Source organism: Rhodopirellula sp. UH5, assembly GCF_056839225.1.
Window position 1 is genome coordinate 2978023 of the sequence record NZ_CM166390.1, and the last position, 21084, is coordinate 2999106.

Annotated in this window: 15 protein-coding genes; 7 read left to right on the forward strand and 8 right to left on the reverse strand. The window is 56.9% G+C overall.

Annotated features, from left to right (window positions below):
- Positions 1-601: 601 nt before the first annotated feature.
- Positions 602-2275: a sigma-70 family RNA polymerase sigma factor gene (locus tag UH5x_RS10615; RefSeq protein ID WP_047816790.1), complete on the forward strand. Its 1674-nt coding sequence runs from the start codon at positions 602-604 to the stop codon at positions 2273-2275.
- Between the two features lie 84 nt (positions 2276-2359).
- Positions 2360-3793: a sulfatase family protein gene (locus UH5x_RS10620; protein ID WP_482635643.1), complete on the forward strand. Its 1434-nt coding sequence runs from the start codon at positions 2360-2362 to the stop codon at positions 3791-3793.
- Positions 3794-4206: 413 nt separating this feature from the next.
- Here UH5x_RS10620 and UH5x_RS10625 read toward each other — a convergent pair whose 3' ends face one another.
- The 4 genes from UH5x_RS10625 to UH5x_RS10640 all read right to left on the reverse strand — a co-directional run bounded on the left by UH5x_RS10625 (position 4207) and on the right by UH5x_RS10640 (position 10020).
- Positions 4207-5004 carry a hypothetical protein gene (locus UH5x_RS10625; RefSeq protein WP_482635644.1) on the reverse strand — a complete coding sequence of 266 codons (798 nt, stop codon included), beginning with the start codon at positions 5002-5004 and terminating at the stop codon, positions 4207-4209.
- 535 nt (positions 5005-5539) lie between these two features.
- Positions 5540-6601: a DMT family transporter gene (locus UH5x_RS10630; protein WP_482635645.1), complete on the reverse strand. Its 1062-nt coding sequence runs from the start codon at positions 6599-6601 to the stop codon at positions 5540-5542.
- A gap of 12 nt (positions 6602-6613) precedes the next feature.
- The gene (locus UH5x_RS10635; protein ID WP_482635646.1) at positions 6614-7921 is read right to left on the reverse strand and encodes a DUF1501 domain-containing protein; all 1308 of its coding nucleotides are present in this window, start codon (positions 7919-7921) and stop codon (positions 6614-6616) included.
- Between the two features lie 101 nt (positions 7922-8022).
- On the reverse strand, positions 8023-10020 hold the full coding sequence (locus UH5x_RS10640) for a DUF1549 and DUF1553 domain-containing protein (protein ID WP_482635959.1): 1998 nt from the start codon (positions 10018-10020) through the stop codon (positions 8023-8025).
- Between the two features lie 237 nt (positions 10021-10257).
- On the opposite strand from UH5x_RS10640, the gene UH5x_RS10645 reads away from it, so the two are divergent.
- From UH5x_RS10645 to UH5x_RS10655, 3 genes are read left to right on the forward strand one after another with little or no spacing between them, the layout of a single operon-like run.
- Positions 10258-11316: a DUF6807 domain-containing protein gene (locus tag UH5x_RS10645; RefSeq protein WP_236696622.1), complete on the forward strand. Its 1059-nt coding sequence runs from the start codon at positions 10258-10260 to the stop codon at positions 11314-11316.
- The gene (locus UH5x_RS10650; protein ID WP_047816785.1) at positions 11313-12170 is read left to right on the forward strand and encodes an SDR family NAD(P)-dependent oxidoreductase; all 858 of its coding nucleotides are present in this window, start codon (positions 11313-11315) and stop codon (positions 12168-12170) included. Before UH5x_RS10645 ends, UH5x_RS10650 begins: the two co-directional genes overlap by 4 nt.
- Before the next feature lie 45 nt (positions 12171-12215).
- Positions 12216-14414 (forward strand): sialate O-acetylesterase, encoded by a 2199-nt coding sequence (locus UH5x_RS10655; RefSeq protein ID WP_482635647.1) that lies wholly within the window; start codon positions 12216-12218, stop codon positions 14412-14414.
- Positions 14415-14616: 202 nt separating this feature from the next.
- Here UH5x_RS10655 and UH5x_RS10660 read toward each other — a convergent pair whose 3' ends face one another.
- The 4 genes from UH5x_RS10660 to UH5x_RS10675 all read right to left on the reverse strand — a co-directional run bounded on the left by UH5x_RS10660 (position 14617) and on the right by UH5x_RS10675 (position 18310).
- On the reverse strand, positions 14617-15129 hold the full coding sequence (locus UH5x_RS10660) for a glycine cleavage system protein H (protein ID WP_482635648.1): 513 nt from the start codon (positions 15127-15129) through the stop codon (positions 14617-14619).
- A gap of 19 nt (positions 15130-15148) precedes the next feature.
- On the reverse strand, positions 15149-16099 hold the full coding sequence (gene thiL, locus UH5x_RS10665; protein ID WP_482635649.1) for a thiamine-phosphate kinase: 951 nt from the start codon (positions 16097-16099) through the stop codon (positions 15149-15151).
- A 116-nt stretch (positions 16100-16215) separates the two neighbouring features.
- Positions 16216-17316 carry a redoxin domain-containing protein gene (locus UH5x_RS10670; protein WP_482635650.1) on the reverse strand — a complete coding sequence of 367 codons (1101 nt, stop codon included), beginning with the start codon at positions 17314-17316 and terminating at the stop codon, positions 16216-16218.
- Between the two features lie 163 nt (positions 17317-17479).
- A complete protein-coding gene (locus UH5x_RS10675; protein WP_047816780.1) occupies positions 17480-18310 on the reverse strand; it encodes a sensor histidine kinase in 831 nt (276 codons plus the stop codon).
- Between the two features lie 263 nt (positions 18311-18573).
- Here UH5x_RS10675 and UH5x_RS10680 point away from each other — a divergent pair, with 263 nt between their 5' ends.
- The gene (locus UH5x_RS10680) at positions 18574-19848 is read left to right on the forward strand and encodes an LL-diaminopimelate aminotransferase (protein WP_047816779.1); all 1275 of its coding nucleotides are present in this window, start codon (positions 18574-18576) and stop codon (positions 19846-19848) included.
- Positions 19836-21050, forward strand: coding sequence for a chorismate synthase (locus UH5x_RS10685; protein ID WP_047816778.1), 1215 nt, complete (start codon positions 19836-19838; stop codon positions 21048-21050). The genes UH5x_RS10680 and UH5x_RS10685 overlap by 13 nt, the downstream gene beginning before the upstream one ends.
- Positions 21051-21084 lie beyond the last annotated feature (34 nt).

A 21084-nucleotide genomic window follows, 5' to 3' on the forward strand; every position in this document is an offset into this window, starting at 1 on the left:
TAAACTTTGCACTTTTTTGACAGTGACAAGGACACTTGCTCGTAGCCTCAAAAATTTTGTGCACGAGAAAACCAAGCGATTTGCGGGACACTTGCAAAGTCAAATCGTTTTTTTGACTTGGAGCGGACCGTTTGGCCTGAAACTTTCACTAGTGGTCCCTCGTCCTGATCAGGGCAGGGTAGCCGCGCACTTCAGCAGGTTCGCTTCCTTTTTGACACTGGGTCAACGAGGGGAACTTGGTGAGGTATCGAAGACGAAAAACTCGTCTTTTTCGCTATCAACGGTGATCTCAGCGAACTCTCGGTGAGCTCACACGCTCTAATCAGGACAGCCCAAGAAGTCAGCCGAATTTCAGTGATCTGATGCTCGGATACCTTCAACTGGCGTGGCACGGAGTCGCGCTGGACGAGACGGCAGTGAGAAATAGGATGGTTTTTGAGCAGCCCGTTTGGGCGGCGTTGAAAACGAAGTCTCCCTGCCCGATCAAACCGATCGTCTTACGGATAAGGCGACCCCCGGGCAAATTGGATTGACGTGCTGACGACCCGCCGGGGTCGCAAGGACAACGGCACGGACAATCTGGCATTGGGAAACCAAGATCATGCATGCGTCTTACCGAAACATTGCTGTCAAAGAACTTCGCGATCAACTGTCTCGATTCAGCCCTCGAGCCAAGAAGGTCGAACAGTCCTTGCTGGCCGAGAAATTGCTGTCGGAAATTCAGCCCGATCGTGATTACTCAATGGACTACGTCACCTTCCGGATCACCAACTACCGCCCCGAATCGTCGCTGCGTCAAACGATCGCGTCGGCCGACTTGGTGCACGACCTGCGTTTGCTGATCGAAGACCTTTCCGATTCAGCCGACATCAGTGCGGACGAAGCCGGTGAGCACGTGCACACCGTCGCCGATCTCAGTCGCAATTTCCACGTTTCCACCAAGACCATCAGCCGCTGGCGTGACGCCGGCTTGGTCAGCCGCAAATTCCTGTTCGGCAAACGCAAACGAGTCGGCTTCCTGAACAGCAGCGTCGATCGCTTCATTGCCAACAACCGAGACAAAGTCCGTCGCGGCGAACGTTTCAGCCAATTGAGCGACAATGAGAAGACCGAGATGGTCGAACGCGCTCGGCAATTGGTCGAAGGCGGAGCCACGTTTGCCGAAGTCATTCAGCAAATCGCATCGATCATGCACCGTTCGCCCGAAACGGTTCGCTACACGCTGAAAAACTTCGACGCCAAGAATCGACAACTTGCGATCTTCCCTCATCACCGCGAGACACTCAGCGAAGAAGACAAACGAGTGATCCACCAACTGCAATTGCATGGTGCGACGATCCCTCAATTGTGCAAACGCTTCAAACGCACTCGCACCAGCATCCAGCGGATCCTGAACGAAGTTCGGATGCAGCATCTGCTGGAGATGCCTCTGGAGTACATCTACAACGAAGACTTCGAAGACACCTCGCGAGAAGCCGAGTACCTGGGCGAGATGCCCGTTTCCGAATCCGCTCGCAAAGTGCGGGCTCCCTCGGAATTGCCAAGCTACTTGGCGGCCCTCTACGACGTCCCGTTGTTGAACCGGGAGCAAGAGGGGCACCTCTTCCGCAAAATGAATTACCTCAAGCACCGTGCCAACAAACTGCGTCAATCACTGATCGAAGCGGACCGAATGGACACCGCTGTGATGGATCAAATCCAATCGTTGTACGAAGAAGCGGTCAAGGTGAAGAACAAGATCGTGCAATCGAACTTGCGTTTGGTCGTTTCCATCGCGAAGCGCCATGTCGCATCGGCCGAAGACTTCTTCTCATTGATCAGCGACGGCAACATGTCCTTGATCCGTGCCGTGGAAAAATTCGATTACTCGCGAGGCAATAAGTTCAGCACCTACGCCTCCTGGGCGATCATGAAGAACTTCGCTCGAACCATCCCGAACGAATTCAAACATCGTGATCGCTTCCGTGCGACTCCAGAAGAAATGTTCGTTGCACACCAAGACGAACGTCTGGATCCGTACCTGGAAGAAACCGTTCAGCTCCAGCGTCAGCGCGAGCTGGCTCGTATCCTGGACCGCCTGGACGAACGTGAACAAAAGATCATCTCTGCTCGTTTCGGCTTGCAGCGTGGTGTGGAGCCATTGACCCTGAAAGAAGTCGGCGAAGAAATGGGCGTGACCAAAGAACGCGTGCGTCAACTGGAAGCTCGGGCGTTGAGCAAATTGCGAGATGCAGCACGCGACGCCAAAATCGATGTCGAATTGGGTGCCAGCTGAGCTCCATCGAGCCCACCCGAGACAAAATCATTGAGCTAGACTGGGAACCTTCCCCACCCGCTTCCCACCTAGCTTTTGTCGCTCATGAATCGCTCAGTGATCGCAGCGTGCCTTTTTCTGGGCACGCTTTTTCTCAACGGCACCTCCTCGAAAACCTTCGCGGACGAACGCCCCAACATCATCTTCATCTTCGCTGATGACCTGTGCTTCGATTCCATCGCGGAACTTGGCAACGAAGAGGTCGAGACCCCTAACCTCGACCGCCTCGCTCGCGAAGGCACCTCGTTCGATCACGCCTACAACATGGGCTCCTGGAGCGGTGCCGTTTGCTTGGCCAGCCGCACGATGCTGAACTCGGGACGCTTTGTTTGGCAGGCGCAGGAAATCTACAACCAATCCGAAAAGGAACGCCAAGCAGGTCGCTGGTGGGGCGAGATGATGAAGGCCGCCGGTTACCGCACCTACATGACCGGCAAATGGCATTGTCGCGCGAGCGCCGAAAAGTCATTCGACGTCGTTCGCGATACCCGAGCCGGCATGCCCAAGGATTTCCCCGAAGGCTACAACCGCCCGATCGAAGGCCAACCGGATCCGTGGTCGCCATCGGATCCGAAGTGGGGCGGATTCTGGGAAGGCGGCACGCACTGGAGCGAAGTCGTCGCCAATCACAGCGATGACTTCTTCGCTGATGCGGCCCAGCACGACCAACCCACGTTCATGTACCTGGCCTTCAATGCCACTCACGATCCTCGCCAAGCCCCGCAGGAATACCTCGACAAATACCCTGCGGAAAACATCTTGGTCCCCGCGAACTACCAACCGCTGCACCCTTACGCAGAAGAAATCGGATGTGGCCGCAACCTTCGGGACGAGCGTCTGGCGCCATTTCCACGGACCGAATACGCCGTTCGGGTACACCGTCGCGAGTACTACGCGTTGCTAACGCACATGGACGCGATGATTGGCCGCATCCTCGATTCGGTTGAGGCTTCCGGCAAAGCCGACAACACATGGATCTTCTTCACCGCCGACCACGGCCTCGCTGTCGGCCAACATGGTCTTCTCGGAAAGCAGAACCCCTACGACCACAGCGTCCGCGTTCCGTTCCTCGTCAAAGGCCCCGGCGTCAAAGCGGGCGGTCGAATGGAAGAACCGATCTACCTGCAAGACGTGATGCCAACGACGCTGGAACTGGCAAAAATTGAGAAACCGGAACACGTCGACTTCCACAGCGTGCTCCCGTTGATGGACGGAGCGGTGACACCGTACCCAGCCATCTACGGCGCCTACCTGAATCTGCAACGCAGCATTCGCACGCCCGAGCACAAACTGATCGTGTTCCCCAAAGCCAAAACAGTGCAACTGTTTGACATGCAAAACGATCCCGGCGAGCAAACCGATCTGGCCACCAACCCCGCCATGCAACCGGTCGTCAAACACCTCTTCGAGCAACTCCAAAGCCTCCAAAAAGACCTCGGCGACACCCTCGAACTCCCCGCCACCCTCATCGGATCCTAAAAAGGTGTCAGGTACCTTTTTGGATAAATAGGTAATTTACCGCTCCTGCAGCCTCTGAACTGGAAACGGTTCGGAGGCGGTTCCAGCAAGAAAAACGCTGCCTCAATCGCATCACGCGATGACACCATCAACGAAGCAAATCCCCCAGTCCCCCAAAAAGGTACCTGACACCTTTTAGGATCCCGATCCCAACTTCGCTGGGATCAAACTGTTCACGTCGCTGAGGCCGCGGCATGGCAGTGCTCTCTATCTCGGCCCCGACTGAGAAGACAAATGGACCCTACGCAGCGGCACTCGCGAGCCGAGGTTTGGTGGGTGGCGTCAGCCGGCGATCCGACGCGACGGATAGATCAAGGCATTGTTTTTGGACTGTGGTTGGCCGCTTGCATTCGCCGGCCGCAGTGGGTGAAAGATCAGGCTGGAACCAAGAGTTTTCGTCCGAAGCCACCAGGTTGCTTGCTTGCCTGTTCACAAAGCAAGCGAATCGTTCCGTGCTGCGTCGCATTCGCCTGAAGTGACCAGAGCGCGGCTCCCTTGCTCGCCAAGTGCAGTTTCAGTGGCTCGTCCATCGCTTGCAAAATCCGCGAACAGGTTGCATTTTGGTCTTTGATCGCCAGCCATAGAAACAGATCGGTATCACCTGGTGTCATGACCTCCCAACGGGCATCTTCAGACAACTTCCCGATTCCAATTCCGAATTGTTGAAGCTCAGTACGCTCCACATCGGACAATTTTAAATCAGCCGCATCGCTGGAGAGCGTTTGATTGAGGAATTCACGAGTCCGGTCGTCTCGGTCCAGCACGGCAACAATCTTTGCAACGACTTCCGTTTTCCCGGTCACTAGAAACTCTGCCCAACACAGATCCATCTCACCGGGCGACTGAATCGAATCGGGCAGGTACTTCGCTTCACGAAGCTCGTTGGGGGGATCGACAATCAAGTCAATCGCTTGACGCAACGGACCGGATTCCTGGGACCGCATTTCCTGCAATCGTGCATGAGCCTCCGGATAGATTTCCGCAATTCGCACGAACATCAACATGATCGTCGGGTTCTCATCGAACAATTGTTGCCCGACCGCATAGCGCAATGCCATCCAAACCGATTCCGGATCGAAGCGGCGATAGACCCCCGATGTCACCTCGGCAAACTTCGTCGCATCGAGATTGGGTTCGGTTGAATCATGGGCAGCGGCTGACTCGTGTGACATGTTGTATTTCGGCAGAGAAGATGCGTTCGGTTCGGTGACCGCCAGGACTTTTATCCCGAGGACGGGGCACCAAGATTACACATCCAAAGGGGCTGCGAAAGAACACTCGCCCCCGCCGGTGCGTTCATTCACGCAGCCAACATGCCTATCCAATTCCCGACACGGCCCAAAAAAGGTGTCAGGTACCTTTTTGGAAGAGTAGGTAATTTGTCGCTCCCGCAGCCTCTGAAATGGAGGCGGTTCCACCCAGGAAAATGCTGCCTCAATCGCATCACGCGACGACACCATCAACGAAGCAAATCCCCCAGTCCCCCAAAAAGGTACCTGACACCTTTTAGGGTTGGAAATGCCGAGGATGCCTCTCAAGTGGGTGGCAACATCCGCCGGTGGGCATCGGGCATTTGCTGGAGCGGCGCCGAAGCGGATTGATCCGGCCTACTCGTGGGTGGGTTGTGAAATGTGGACTGGCAAGGGAAAGACGGACGCACATTTCGCGCGTTCTTGATCTAACTCGCCCGCGACTGGCGTCGCCATTTCAGCAATCGGCTTGCGCGTTCTTGGCTGGCCAGAGGGCCAGCAGGTTGGCGAGGATCAGGATGGTTCCGCCGAGTATCAATTCGAAGGTCAACCTCTCGTTTGCGTACTCAACGGCACACCAAACGCTAAGCAGTCCGGGAATGAACATGGCCCAGGTGGACGCCATCAGTGGTTCCAGGGTGTAGAGCACCGATGCCTGCGTCGGAGACACGCTGGGTTGAAATCGATTCATCAGCGAAAATGCGACCAAAGACGGGAAGATCGAAAGCAACACGATCAGCCCATAGAACCGGGGCTGGATCGTCAACGCGTACCAACCAGAGTTGCCTGAATCGCTTGCTGCAACCTCTGGAATGCTGGGTTGAATCAGGGCAAAGAACAGCAACGCCAACACGGCGGTGGTTCCGAACATCGATGGTGTGAACGCGAGCGAATCCAGCCGTTTTCCAAACCAATCGACAGCGACAATCTGGCCGCTGAAAAACAACACGGCGAGCAGCGTCAACGTGTCACCAGCTTTCCACTGCCCCAGTCCATCGGGTGCGAAACGCAGGCCGCCGTCGGCCCACTGGAGCAACCCGGTCAGTATCGCCACGCCGATCAGGGACACGCCCCCGGCAAGCAGCACGATTGGTCGTGGCCGTTGTCGTTCAAAGAGCGTCGCAAGAATGGGCGTCCACACCACCGCGAGGCTGGTCAAGAATCCACTGCGAGACGCGGGAATGGTCGACAGTCCGGATACTTGCAAGACCATGCCGACGACGAACAAACACCCGATTGCGATTCCGGCCAGAAAGTGCGGCCACCGAACACGTCGAAGCACCCCGCTGCAACAGACCGCGAACATCAAAAAAGCCAACGCGAATCGCAATCCGGTCATCCATGCCGATGCCGCGGCACGGAACGCCCCCGAGGCCGTGTGTTCATCCACACCAAAGTGCTCGTCAGCGAGCAGATTCAACGCCTTGATGAAGGGGAACGAGGATCCCCACAAAACGTTGACCACGACCAACGCCAGAACAGCACGACGATGCGAAACCAATTGGGCTGATTCTGACAAGGGAAGCTGACATCAGGCAAGAAGTTCGGGGATGGGATCGTCGTCGCCCCCGATCTTAAAGGGACGTCCGTTGGGCGCGAAGAACTCCTCGTCCAGCGGCAACCCTGCCGCCGCAGCGATGGTCTTGTTGAACGACGAAACGCTGACCGGATACTCATCGACATAGCTGCCGTGTTTATCCGAAGCCCCCAGGACTTGCCCACCCTTGATCCCGGCTCCCGCCAGCAAACTGCAGAACACACCCGGGTGGTGATCACGGCCCGCGTTCGCATTCAGCTTCGGCTTGCGGCCAAATTCGGTTGTCAAAACCACCAGTGTCTCGTCGAGCAATCCCTTCGAGTGCAAATCACGGAGCAAGAACCCCATCCCGTCATCGACCTGAGTCGCCTTCTCGTCCAGACGCGAATAGAGGTCTTGGTGCATATCCCAGCCACCGAAGTTGACTTCAACAAACCGGGCTCCCGATTCCACTAAACGGCGTGCAAGCAAGCAACCTTGGCCGAACGAGTTGCGACCATAGGCGTCACGAATCTTGGCATCCTCTTCGTTCAAGTCGAACACTTTCAAATGCTCGCTTCCCATGAGCTTGCGAGTTTCCAAGTAGAGCTGGTTGTAGGCTTCGACATCGTTGTTCTTCCGCTGCGACTGAAACGACTTGTCGAATCGATTGGCGAGCGCCAATCGGCGATAGAACAGTTTTTCATCCAAGTACTTCGGCAACTTGATGTTCTGCAAACCCGAATTGGCATTGGCAATCGGAACGGGCGACAATGCCGGCGGCAAAAAACCAGCACCAGGATGCCGGTTGCCACTGCCGATCAAGAAATTGCCCGGCAACTCTTTGTTCTCACGACCTTGCCGGTCCACCATCCAGGCCCCCATGCCGGGATGCTGAATGGAGTTGATTTGCTTGTAGGCAGTCCGCATCAGGTACCGACCTTGTTCGTGTGCGCCGGTTTCGGTGGACAGTGATCGAACGGTCGCGATGGCTCCCGCGAGGTACGAAAGTTTTGGAAAACGATCCCCGAACTGGATGCCGGGCACTCGAGTCGCGATGGGCTTGGTTTCGCCAGCTTCTTCGACACCAACCTTGGGATCAAACGTGTCCAAATGCGACATCGCACCATCCATGAACAGATAGATGATGTGCTTGGCTTTCTTGGCAGAGGCCGACGCTGCATGAGCACGGCTGCTGGGCGACAACTCATCCCACCACGGCCCGCCTAGCATTCCACCAGCGAATGACACGCCGAGTGTTTGTTTCGCCAACCGGCTGATGAATCGTCGTCGATCTTCCAGGGTGAATTCAATTCCGGCCATGATTCGGTCTCGTGGGGGTGAACCGCAACGCGGGCGATGAGTGAGATGAGAAGGGAGGATGCGATGTCAATCGACGACGCACCCAACAAGGGCACTGTCGGTCACTGGATGAACAAGAACTCTCGTGTGTTCAGCAGAGCCCAGATGATGTTGCCGTAGCCGACACCGGTTTGGTTCTGACTGGAAAGTTCACGCGATGCGAGGACGCGATCTTCTGTCGATGGTTTGCGAGTCAACACGCTCAGGAAAATCGCATCGATTCGTTTCTTGACGTTGTTCACTTCGAGGACGCTGTCGACCAAAGCCGAACCGGGTTCCAACATCACATGGGTGATCGGGCCATTGAACATTGCCAGGATCTGCGGCACGGTGGCGTCGTCTTGGGCCCCATTGATGACCTCTCGATCACCTTGACCAAATTGACGCAAGAAATGATCCGCTGGCAGTGGCGAAGGCAATTCACTGGCCCGGCACAACACGTTGCGTTGGTAGGCGTGCTGGTTGAGATTGCGTTTGTAGACGCCCGCGAAATAGGTTTCCTTGAACTTGGCGGAGCGTCGCTGGACCTCCGCAAAATCCACCTTGGAAAAATCCAGGTCCATCACAGGCTTCATTTCTGCGGCGGTGGGACGTTGGAAAGGCCAGGGGTTGTCCACGGCTAGCGTCAGAATCGAATCCCAGACTTGTTCCGCTGTCATCCGCCGGACGGTGGGGCCGGGGAAGTAGTAGAGCTCACCATCGGTGATGTCGAAATCGACCGCTTGCCGCTGATAGGTTTGGCTGTAGAGGACAATGCGAGTCAGTTCTTTCAGGTCAAATCCACGTCGGATCAATTCTTTGCACAGGTGCTCCATCGCGGCTTCATTGACACATGGATTCTCGTCCCGAAAGTCATCCACAGGATCGACGAAGCCGACGCCCATCAAACGCTTCCAAAGTCGGTTCACGATCGTTTGACTGAACCGAGGATTTTCGGGACTGGTCATCCACGCGGCGAACTGCTCACGCGGCGTTGCCTTGGCCGCAGAAGTTGGGATTTCCCCCCAGAGCACCTTGGGCTCAACAAAGTCCTTCGGCTTGGCATCGCGATAGGCGTAGTCATGCGGCAATCGCAGACGTCGCGGTCGCTCACTGACGATGTAGGTGTTCGCTCGGGCGATGCGTTGAAACTCGCCGGGAACGCGTCCTTTGTCGTAGCGTTTTTTGCCTTCGTTGATGAGCGCGTTCGCGGGATTGGTTTTCTCGAATCCGGGATCGCCCTTTCGCATCCGAGTGCTGGTTCCCGCGGTGAATGCTGCTAGTTGGTAGAACTGATACTGCGACCACTCATCAAACGGATGGTCGTGGCACTGAGCGCATCCGATTTGAGTTCCCAGAAAAACTCGCACGGTGTTGTCGATGTAAGGCAGCGGCATCCCATCATCACGAAGCTGAAACCCGGTCGCGGGGTTGTCCCAAACTTTGCCGTCCGCTGTCAGCATCTCGTAAACCCACTGGTCGTAGGGTTTGTTCTCGGCGATGGATTCCTTGACGTATCCGTTGTAGGGATCCGCGACCAAGTTTGGCTGAGGGCGATCGACCAATCGCAATGTGTCCGCCCACCAGTTGTACGAATGACTGACGTAGTCGGGGCTGGAGAGCAACTGGTCGATCAGCTCTTCCCGTCGATCGCTGGACTTGGATTCCAAAAACCGATTGGCTTCTTCCAGAGTGGGAATGCGTCCGGCGACGTCCAGGTAAACGCGTCGCAGAAAGACTTCGTCGCTGGCCAGTTCTTGTGGTGTGATGCCCTCGGCCAACAATTCTCGTTCGATGAAGGTATCCAGCTCGTTCGCTGCGTAGCGAATTTCTGGGCGACTGGATTGGCGGACGGGAGCGACGTCCATGTCCACTGGCTTCTTCGTGCGGACGCTTTCGGGAAGGCGAATCTTCGTTTTCGCGTTTGACTTTTTGACGTTTCGCTGGTTGGCTCGCTGCGCGAACAGGTTGGGTCCCCCCAAGAAAACCAGCAACAAAACCATCCCAATCAAACGCTTCGAACCGCCTCGGTGACACATCGCGTCGACTCCGAAAAAACCAGAACTCAGAAAAGATGGCATCATGCTCCGTCCCCCTCTATCATAGTCCATCGACTCAGGAGCAACTGGCCAATCAAACGCTCAGATCGCCCGCTGATTTTCACTCCCCCCTCCCAGTCCCACCTCCGCAACGAGTGGTTGCGCAACAAACCGAAGAGGCTCCCGATGCCCTTGGCGTCGAGATCACTTCGGACAACGATTGCGACCTCTCGTTCAAACGCATCCCCACTGACTATGAACCCAAACGGACCCACCTTGATGAATCCTCTGCGTTTTCGCCGGTTCCTTCGCCAACTCACACAGCATGCCTGCGTTGCCATCGCAGCATGCTCGATGGCTTCATCGGCCACGGCCGCACCTCCTGAGGCTGCCGAAGCCACAGCGAACTGGGAAACCAAAACGGTCGCTTCCGATGAGAAGGATTCGAAACAACTGGATGTGGAGATTTATCGGGGTGGAAAGTTGATCGCCCGTCACCATTCCAGTCTGCTCGGTACCCCAGGACTTTACCCGTTGCATTCACCCTCGGGATTGCCGCTGACTCGCGACTACCCGATGGAGGAGAAGGGCCAGTACGAAAAGGACGACCACCATCACCACCGTTCGCTGTGGTTCACCCACGGGATCGTCAACGAGTTCGACTTCTGGTTGGACAAACCCACGCCCCACACCGGATACATCGTCCAAACATCGCTCACGAAAGACGAAAGCGAAGACGGCGTCACCCTGAACACGACCAACGACTGGAACGACAAAGACGGCAAACGCGTTTTGAGCGATCAGCGTCGATGGACATTCACCGAATCACAGGGTGACACCGTCATCGACCTGGACGTCCGACTGAAGGCCACCGATGGCGACGTTGTCCTCGGTGACACCAAAGAAGGCACGCTAGGAGTTCGCGTCGCAGGATCGATGAAGGTCGACTCGAAACTGGGCGGAACCGCACAAAACGCGGAAGGCCTGAAGGACGGCACGGCATGGGGCAAAAAATCGTCGTGGGTCGACTACAGCGGCCCGATTCAGCAAGCCGATTCAGACGAGCCAACCGACTGGCCCACCGCTGGCATCACGATGTTTTATCATCCAGAGAACCCACTTCCGGAGTGCTACTGGCACGTTCGCACGTATGGATTGTTCGCAGCCAACCCATTCGGACGCCAACACTTTGGCCAACCCGAATACGAGGGCGTCAAGATCGCCGAGGGAGAGCACCTCGACCTTCACTTCCGAATCGTGTTGCATGACGACGGCTTTGATCGAGAAAAATCGGCGCAGCATTTTGCCGACTACTCCAAGACCGAACCATCGTTTTGAACGCGTCACAAGTTCCCTCCGGTGAGTCATCGCCGGCATCTCCCAAGGCGTTTCATCCCCAGGGTTTCCGATTGGATGGGCGACGTGTTGTTGTCACCGGCGGCACCCAAGGTGTCGGCGGCGCGATCGCGCGCGGCCTGACCAGCGTGGGCGCGGACGTTGTCTTGATCGGCCTCCAGCATGATCCCGCTGCGGAAGCCACCTTGGTCGCCTGCCGTGAAAACGGTCAGCGTGCGGAGTTGATCCTGTGTGATCTATCGGCACCCGCCGAATCTTGGGTCGACGGGTTGCTGCAACAAATCGATGACGTGCTGCCCGGTGTGGACACGCTCATCAACAACGCGGGCACCTTCATCGACACACCCTTTCTCGAGATGACCGCGGAACGCTATCAAACCACGATGAACTTGAACGTCGGGGCAGGGTACTTCCTGACCCAGGCCTTCGCGAAACGCTGGGTGGCGAATCAGGTCGCCGGACGAGTCCTGTTCACCGGTTCGATCAATGGTTTCTTGGCCGAACCCGATCACACCGCCTATGACACGTCCAAAGGTGCCGTCGCTGCGATGGTGCGTTCCCTCTGCGTTTCGCTGGCTCCCCACCGGATTCGCGTCAACTCGATGGCTCCAGGATTAGTTCGAACGCAGCTGACCGACGTCGTCAATCACGACACTTCGATCGAATCCTGGATGCAGTTGCACACGCCCAACGGCACGATCCCCTCCGCGGACGCCTGTGTGGGAGCCGCCATCTTTCTGCTCAGCGATGTGGCAGAACATGTTCACGGACAAACGCTGCTGGTTGATGGCGGCATGAGTGCGTGGCAACAACCGGACCTTCCCGCCGATCATTGATCCGCGATCCCTTCCTTCCTCTCCTTCCCACCGAAGTCACGCACCATGTCTGACCCTCGATTCCGCTTTCACCGCGTGTTGTTCGCGGCTCTGTTCCTTTGCAGTTCCGTGGGTGCCTTGCATCCAAGTCTTGTTCGCGGCGATGTCAAACTGCCCGGCTTCTTCAGCGACCACATGGTCCTGCAACAAGAAAAACCGATCCGTGTTTGGGGTTGGGCAGAACCTTCGGAAAAGGTCCAAGTCACGATCGGTGACGACCAGGCCAGCACGCAAGCCGACGCAGAAGGGCACTGGGTGGTCGAACTTCCCAGTCGCTCGGCGAGTGCCGATCCGGTTGAGATCAAGGTGACCGGCAACAACGAAATTGAGCTCCAAGACATTTTGATCGGCGAAGTCTGGTTGTGCTCGGGCCAGTCCAACATGGAATGGCGAGTCCAATCCAGCGTCAACGCGGCCGAGGAAATCGCTGCGGCAAACTTCCCGCAAATCCGGCACATGAAAGTGCCTCGCGTTCCATCGCCATTCGCCCAGGACGATGTGCTGGCACCGTGGCAGGTCTGCTCTCCCGAGACCGCCGGCCAATTCACCGCAGCCGGGTACTTCATGGCTCGACGACTGCATCAAGAACTGAACGTCCCCATCGGATTGGTCAATTCGTCTTGGGGCGGCACTCGCATTGAACCTTGGACCCCACCAGTCGGGTTCCAAGGAATCAAAGAGCTGAAAGACATCTCGGACTCGGTCACTCAGCGAACACCGGGAACCGACGCCTATGAATCGGCGTTGCAAAACCACTTGAAATCAACCAAGGCGTGGATCGCGAAAGCGGAGCAAGCGTTGGCAAATGATTCGTTCCTCGAACCCGCCCCCGAATACCCCAGTTCATTGGCGCCGTTCACATCGCACGGCCAGCCAACAACGCTCTACAACGGCATGATTCATCCACTGATTCAAATGCCCATTCGAGGTGCCATCTGGTACCAAGGCGAAGCCAATCGGGGCGATGGAATGCTGTACAAGGCAAAAATGCAAGCGTTGATCGAAGGCTGGCGAGCGAAGTGGAACCAGGGCCCTTTTCCATTTTACTTTGTGCAGATCGCCCCCTATCAATATGGTGATGAAGCAGGCCCGGTCCTGGCCAAGTTCTGGGAAGCTCAAACGGCGTCACAAACCATCCCCAACACCGCGATGGTGGTCACCAACGACATCGCCACACTGGACAACATTCACCCACCCAACAAGCAAGACGTCGGCAAACGCTTGGCTGACCTGGCGCTGCGTCATGACTATGGAAAGACGGACTTGGTCGCACACAGTCCGGAACTGGAATCCATGCAACCCGAGGGCAGCCAGCTTCGATTGCGTTTCAAGAACGTCGGCGGTGATTTGAAAACCAGCGACGACCAATCGCCCAATTGGTTTGAAATCATCGGTCCAAATTCAGGTGGATTCCAAACAGCAACGGCCAAGATCGAAGGGAACGAGATCGTTCTGTCATCCCCCAAGGTCCAGCATCCCGTCGCCATGCGATTCGCCTGGGACAAACTCGCCGAGCCCAACCTTCGCGGTGCGACCGGTTTGCCCGTGTCCGCCTTTCGAGCTGGCAAAGTCCCCTCGTTTGCCCAGACGATTCCCGGTGCGGACGAATACGAATTGGTCTACGAACTGGACCTGAACAAACTGGGAGCTTCCATTCAGTATGACATTGACCGCCACGCTGACATTTCCAAGTTCGATCGCGTCGCCTACTTGGTCTCTCTGGAAGATGCCAGCGGCAACATCAAATCGGTCTTCGTCAGCATGGATGCGTTCACCGACGACATCGAGAAACTGGCCATCCCCACGGTCGAATCGAAAGCGACTTTCCAGCAAGCGGTCGAGTCGATGAATGTCCATTGCAGTGATGCCAGCGTGTCCAACGGAACCGGTGTCTCAACTGGACGGATTGAGTTTTGGCCCAACAATTACAGCCCCAGCAATGACGCGAAAGTCCCCGGAGCATCTGGCACGGCCTTCGACTTTGGCGACCAACCCGGGCCGCCCGCGGATGGCTACGGCTGCATGCAAGTCCACAACGTGGGCGCCCGCGAAACCGTCTTTGCACTCAACAATTGGAAGCGAGGACGGGACGCCGATCTCGGAATTGGCAATCACTCGGGTGAGCACACGGATTGGACCTTCGCCAGCAACGCGGCTCAGTACGACAACAAGAAGTTGCAGGTCTTGGTCCGTCCCGTGAAGTGACCGCCGAAGGCAACTTTGGCCCCCCGCCCGCTGGAATGCTTGCGGACCATCGAACGGGGGCGATGCGCGACCGATCAGGCCAGCTCAGGAACCGTTCGGAATTAAGCTGTAGCGGAGCGGCGCGAGCCGCCCGGTGTGTCACCGGAGGGCTCGCGCCCTTCCGCTATCTTTTGAAATCCCGAAGTTGTTTCCGAATGGTTCCTCAGTGATTGGCTTGGCCTTTGATGGTTCGCTGAGCGACTTCCCAAGCCTCATTGAGATGCTCGGCGTAGGCGTCAGAGGACAACAGGTTTTCTTCCGAGGCGTTGCCGCGAATTTCGATCAGCCATCCGTCGACGTAGGGCGATGCGTTGATGACAGAAGGCTCGTCCAAGGCGTTGTCGTTGATCGCAATCAGCTCACCTGCGATCGGTGAGAACAGATCGCTTTCCGCCTTCTTGCTCTCAATCGATCCGATCGTTTTGCGGGCCGACAAAGGCGTTCCCGGTTCCACGATCCAATCCAGAAAGTAGACGTCTTGCAGCAGACGCACCGCGTACGCTGACAACCCGAACCGCCAGACGCATTGCTCGCTGCCACTGGCAGCGGACTGGTCCGGCGATGGCGTCGCCCACATGTGATTTTTCGCGTAGTGATAGCTCTTGGGGAACGAGGCCTCAAACTCGCCCATTGCGAATTGGAACTGCTCACCGAGAGTGGAATCTGAATCGTTCATCTTGATCAAGCTCGCTGAATCACTTGGCTGCCGCGATGTCTTTTTCGGCATGCACAAAGCCTTGCGGGAAGACACGCTCGAACTTGCTGGTTGCGACGCGTTTCCACAATCCGGTGCGGCCCACCACCTTGCCGACTCGCGTCACGGGCACACCCCAATCGGTCGATTCAACAATCGACGCTTGCTCGGGCGAGACGCAGAAGATCAACTCGAAATCTTCTCCGTCACTCCAGGCATGTTCCAATGGCGTGCGGCCACTCGTTTCGGAAAACTGATGAGCCGCATCTGAAATGGGCAGCGATTCCAATTCCAACTCCGCCCCCATTCGGCTGGCCGCCAGCATCCGGTCGAGATCCAGGCTGAAACCGTCGCTGACATCGATCGCCGCATGCACGTCGACTTTATCTTTCAGCTGCGCCGCCAATTCGACTCGCGGTTCAGGGCGAAGATGCCGCCCCAACAAGCTGCCACCGAGAGACCCGGTGACGAACAGAGCGTCGCCCTCTTCGGCTCCCGTTCGCAACCACGGTTTTTCGACCCACCCGAGCACCGTGATGCTGATCGAGAGCGGGCCGTCGTACGTGGAAAGATCGCCGCCCGCGATCGCGACTTGGTACTTCTGCGCCGCTTCGAGAATGCCCTCGTAGACTTCACCTGCGATTTCCGTCGCGTTTTCGGAAGGCAGTGCCAATGTCACCAGTGCGGAGGCAGGCGTCGCCCCCATCGCGGCGATGTCACTGAGATTGATCGCCATCGCTTTGAACCCGATGTCGGCCAGCGACTGATCCCCCGAACGAAAATCCACGCCATCAAGGATTTGATCGGTGCAGGCAACCTGACGCAGGGAAGACGGGGCAGACGAGGATTCCTCCGGCCAGTCAATCACCGCCGCATCGTCGCCGATTCCGACGGCGACCTGAGGCAATTGACGAGTTCGACCGCGAAGGTAGGCGAGAAAGGACTGTTCCATTCTGAAGTTCAGCTTCTATGTCAGGGAGTGTTTGGTGGGCAGCATGCGAGCGTCATCGACAATCATCGTCCCTCATCCCAGCATCTCGCAGCATACTCCGCAAGCAGTTGCTCGATTTACTCTGCAAGCAGTTGCTCGATGGTCTGACGCATTTGCTGTTCACCGGGGGTGCCTTGCCAATTCATTTCGCCCTGCCACCATCGACGAATGAACCCCTTCTTGTCAATCAAGTAGGTCGTCGGCCACATGGTATTTCCCCAAGCATTCCAGTTGCCCGATTCTTCGTCAAACAAAACCGGGTATTCAAACCCGTCCTTTTCCACCGCAGCCAAAACCCGTTCCCGACTTCGCTCGGCCGATGTTTCCGGCCTTTGGATTCCGATCACCACCAATCCTTGGTCCGCCATGTCGTCATGCCAGGCGTGGTAGTGCGGGAAGTTTCGTTGGCAGTTGATGCACTGAAACGCGTAGAAATAAACCACCACGACTTTGCCACGCAGATCTTCCATCGTGGCGGGTTCGCCCTGAATCCACTCTGCACCGTCGAGCACAAACTCGGGGGCTCGTGGGTAGGTTCGCATCACCTTTGAGAAGTCGAACGTCGCGCCCAGCAATGATCCGATTTTGGCTTGTTGATCCCGAGACAACTGGCCGACCAAACTCTGCCGCTCTCGAGCTTGGATCGCGGCGACATCACTGGCTGCTTCGGCGGCTTCCAACTCTTTGTCCGCGACCTGTTTCTGCAGCTTGGCGACTTCCTCGTCGGTCGCGGCAAACGTTTCTTTGAGCGTTTCAACTTGGCTGTCGCTCAATTCCAGAGCGGCGATCGCATCGGGATGCACCACAAATCGAGTTCCAGCGGCCTGCTTTTCCAATTGCTCCAAACGCTTCATTTGGTCATCGGACAAAACCCCAGCCAGTCGGTTTTTCAGCGTCGACGTCAACTCTCGAATCTCAGCGGATTGCTGCTCGAGGGGAGTGATCCGGTTGACCCACCAGCGAGGATCAACCTCCGCGATGGCGTCGTACACTTGCTGGATCTGATCGGTGGAAAGCTGCAATTCTGCGTGCACCGAGTCGTCACGAATCATCTGCAGCACGTACGGCTGAGCCGGCGAGGCGGACGGCTCTGCCGCCACCGCTCGATCCATGCCAACTGTCGTCGCAAAAATCCCCAGCACCGCAACGAACCAGAACATCAAAACTCGAATCGGCATCGGGAATCTCGCTAGAGCAGACGGAATCGCTTGAGAAGAGGCGGTTTCAGTCGACGAACGGCCCATCGCACTGTCGACCACTGACCCAACGCGAAATGATTGTATTCCCCCAGTCTCCGCCAGAGTCAGCCAAGCCAGCTGACGAGCCCGGTTTTGGGGAAGGTCACCCCAAACGCGCCGGCACAGGAAATTGCAAACTGAATTTGGTCCCGCGGCCGGTTTCACTTTGAACCGAGATCCGCGCCCCGTGAGCCTCGATGATTTTTCGAGCGGTCGGCAATCCCAACCCGGAGCCACCATCTTTGGTGCTGTAGAACGGTTCGAACATGTGCAGCACCGTGTTGTCGTCGACGCCGGATCCGGTGTCGATCAAGTCCAGGTTCACCCCACCACGAGTGCTGTAGGTGCGGGCCCAAAGCTGTCCGCCATCGGGCATCGCTTCCAGCGCGTTCTTCACCAGATTCATGAGCGCCGATTGCAGCGCGTCACTGTGCAGGCGAATCGATGGTAGATCGGGATCGAGATACCGCTGCAACTCCACGTCTTGGGAATCCGCCTGAGCCTGGTAGGCATCAAGGACTTGTTGGATCTGGTCATTCAAGCTGCCGGGGACCAAATCGATGTGCCGCAACCTGGCAAATCGCAAGAAATCTCGCAGCAGCCCTTCCATGCGTTCGCACTGGTTCCGAACCATGTCGACTCGATTCTGGCAGCGACGACTCGACGGAGAATCGATCTCCATCAAATCTTCACTGAGCAAATCGATGTTCATGTGGATGATGGAAAGCGGGTTCTTGATCTCATGGGCCAGCGACCCGGCGAGTTCCGCCAGTTCTTCATAGTGGCCGCGTGCCTCACGCATTTCCGCTTCGTGTCGAGCTTGCTCGCGAGAACGGTCGCTGCGAGACGAACTGTCACGTGCACCGCCCGCTTTGGCAGGGGGATCATTCGAGGGCAGAGTGTCGTCGTGACTGGAAAAAATCGGCTCGGACATGAAAGAACACGGGACAAAGGGCGGGCAACGGTTCGGCCCCATCTCTCCGGAGGGCTCAGCAGCCATCAATTGTATCGCTCAATCGCCCCGCTGCCGATTGCCGAACCCCTGATTTCCCGGGGGGAAGGAACGAATCGCGGAGCATCCATGGGGACCCTCCCACGGCGACTGGGGGCAACTCACGACCTCGACGAACGTGTGCTTCGAGGCTAAAACATCCGATTCGCTCATTTCTTTTCCCGAACGATCTCGATGGGTCGCAAATGTCCTCCGCTGCCGCTGCTTCCGAAACCGCTCCGAACTCCGACCCGTACATTCAATCGCTGTTTGCCGAACGAATTGGCGGAGCGAACTACGGCAAGAGCACCGAGATTTACAAGTTTGAAAAGATCAAACGCGCCAAACGAAAAGCCTTGGCGGATCACCCTGAGCGGCAATTGCTGGACTTCGGAATCGGCGAAAACGATTCCATGGCCGACGCGTCGATTCGCGAAGTCATGGGCCGTGAAATCAACCAAGTCGAAAATCGTGGCTACGCTGACAATGGCGTCGCGGAATACAAGGCAGCCGCCGCTCGATTCATGCAGCGTCAATTTGGCGTTCAGCTGGATCCTGAAACACAGATCAACCACTGCATCGGCAGCAAACCAGCTTACGCAATGTTGCCGGCCTGCTTCATCAACCCAGGCGACATCACGATGATGACCGTGCCGGGCTATCCCGTCGCGGGCACTCACACACGCTACTACGGTGGCGACGTCTACCGATTGCCATTGCTGGCCGAGAACAAGTTCTTGCCCGATTTGGACGCGATCCCCGACGATGTGTTCCGTCGCACCAAGTTGATGATTCTCAACTACCCCAACTCGCCCACGGGTGGCACGGCACCGAAGTCCTTCTTCGAAGATGTGATCGCGCTGGCGAAAGAAAAGGAGTTCGTGGTCGTCAACGACGCCGCTCACATCATGCTGACCTTTGACGGCAAACCGTCCAGCTTCCTCGAAGTCCCCGGTGCCTTGGACGTTGGTGTCGAAGTTCACTCGATGAGCAAAGGCTACGACATGATCGGATGGCGAATGGGATTCGTCGCCGGTCACCCATTGGTTGTCAAAGCGTTCTCGGACGTCAAAGACAACAGTGACAGCGGTCAATTCATCGCCACGCAAAAAGCTGCCGCGGCGGCACTCGATGACGATTCCATTCCAGAACGCATCCGCACCAAGTATCGTCGGCGAATGGAAAAACTGGTCAAAGTCCTTCGAGACTGTGGCTTCGAAGCCGAAATGCCAGGCGGCACCTACTTCCTCTACACGAAGTCACCGTCCGGAACAGCCAGCGGCGAAACCTTTGCCGCTGCGGAAGATGCGACGCGGTTCCTGATTGAAGAAAACGGCATCGTCACCGTGCCCTGGGACGACGCCGGTTCGTTCCTTCGTTTCAGCGTGACTTACATCGCCGAAGACGAAGCCGCCGAAGATGCCTTGATGGCCGAAACGGCTGCCCGGTTGAACGGAGCCGGTTTGCAATGGAAATCCTAGGCGGTCCCCATTTCTCGGTCGCAGGAGCAGGCGAGAGCCACGGCCCTGCGGTCACCACGATCATTCATGGGTGCCCTCCTGGGGTTCGCATTCGTCGACGCGATGTGCAACCGTTCCTCGACCGACGTCGGCCAGGTGGCAACAAACACGGCACGCCCCGCAATGAAAAGGACAAAGTCGTCTTTCTGTCGGGGCTGTACCAGGATGACATGGATGCGCTGCTGACCGGATCGAAATTGTCGGTCGAGGTGGACAACCAATCGTTTGCCACCGAAGGCTACGAAGACGGCTTCACCACCGGGGAACCCATTGCGGCGATCGTGTTGTCGACCAGCAAAAAATCAGGCGACTACACCCAGTTCAGTGGCCCTACCGGGGAAGTCCGACCGGGCCACACGGATCTGGTGAAATTCCACCAATCCAAAGGCTTCGTCGACGTTCGCGGTGGCGGGCGTTCGAGCTACCGATCGACCATCACCGATGTCATCGGCGGCAGCGTGGCTCGCCTCATCCTAAGGGAATACTTTGGGACCCGGTTTGTCTCTTCGATTTGCCAAGTCGGTTCGCTGAAGGCCAGTCGTCGGTTGGCGGACTCTCTGACGATTGAGAATGTGGACGAGATCGAGAAGACGCTCGGCGAAGCTGAGATCGCTTCGATCGATTCAGACTTCGCAACCGAAGCCGGTGAGCTGATCAAGGAAACTCGCAAACGTGGCGATTCCCTGGGTGCGGCGGTCGAAGTGGTCGCCGTTGGCGTTCCGCCCCTGGTGGGTCAACCGCTCTATCAAAGCCTGAAGGTTCGCTTGATGGGAGCCCTCGGTGGCCTCAACGCGGTGCAGTCCTGCGAGATTGGATCAGGCGCCGATGTGATTCCGCGGACCGGCAGCGAAAACAACGATCCGATTCGCAGCAAGGGCTATCAATCCAACACGCACGGTGGATTGATTGGTGGCATCACGACCGGCAATCCCCTGGTTGCTCGAGTCGGCTTCAAGCCCACCTCGACGATCAACCTGCCGCAAGATTCCATCAACAAGCAGTTCGATGAAATCGATTTTGAGTTGGCCAAGGGTCGGCACGATCCATGCGTTGGCGTTCGAGCCGGCGTGACATTGGAATCACGCATGGCGATCGAACTGCTCAACTCCGTGTTGGCCTATCAAGCCACCGCTCATTGTGGTGACTCGATCAAGCTGTTTTGAGCGAGCGAGTGTTGCTCGCTCGGTCGAAACCGAG

Excerpts from the sequence above, each read along its gene's own strand:
- UH5x_RS10660 (WP_482635648.1), bottom strand. The coding sequence starts at position 15,129 with ATGAACGATTCAGATTCCACTCTCGGTGAGCAGTTCCAATTCGCAATG.
- UH5x_RS10640 (WP_482635959.1), bottom strand. The coding sequence starts at position 10,020 with ATGCCATCTTTTCTGAGTTCTGGTTTTTTCGGAGTCGACGCGATGTGT.
- UH5x_RS10680 (WP_047816779.1), top strand. The coding sequence starts at position 18,574 with ATGTCCTCCGCTGCCGCTGCTTCCGAAACCGCTCCGAACTCCGACCCG.
- UH5x_RS10620 (WP_482635643.1), top strand. The coding sequence starts at position 2,360 with ATGAATCGCTCAGTGATCGCAGCGTGCCTTTTTCTGGGCACGCTTTTT.
- UH5x_RS10625 (WP_482635644.1), bottom strand. The coding sequence starts at position 5,004 with ATGTCACACGAGTCAGCCGCTGCCCATGATTCAACCGAACCCAATCTC.
- thiL (WP_482635649.1), bottom strand. The coding sequence starts at position 16,099 with ATGGAACAGTCCTTTCTCGCCTACCTTCGCGGTCGAACTCGTCAATTG.
- UH5x_RS10635 (WP_482635646.1), bottom strand. The coding sequence starts at position 7,921 with ATGGCCGGAATTGAATTCACCCTGGAAGATCGACGACGATTCATCAGC.
- UH5x_RS10685 (WP_047816778.1), top strand. The coding sequence starts at position 19,836 with ATGGAAATCCTAGGCGGTCCCCATTTCTCGGTCGCAGGAGCAGGCGAG.
- UH5x_RS10655 (WP_482635647.1), top strand. The coding sequence starts at position 12,216 with ATGTCTGACCCTCGATTCCGCTTTCACCGCGTGTTGTTCGCGGCTCTG.
- UH5x_RS10615 (WP_047816790.1), top strand. The coding sequence starts at position 602 with ATGCATGCGTCTTACCGAAACATTGCTGTCAAAGAACTTCGCGATCAA.
- UH5x_RS10645 (WP_236696622.1), top strand. The coding sequence starts at position 10,258 with ATGAATCCTCTGCGTTTTCGCCGGTTCCTTCGCCAACTCACACAGCAT.
- UH5x_RS10670 (WP_482635650.1), bottom strand. The coding sequence starts at position 17,316 with ATGCCGATTCGAGTTTTGATGTTCTGGTTCGTTGCGGTGCTGGGGATT.
- UH5x_RS10675 (WP_047816780.1), bottom strand. The coding sequence starts at position 18,310 with ATGTCCGAGCCGATTTTTTCCAGTCACGACGACACTCTGCCCTCGAAT.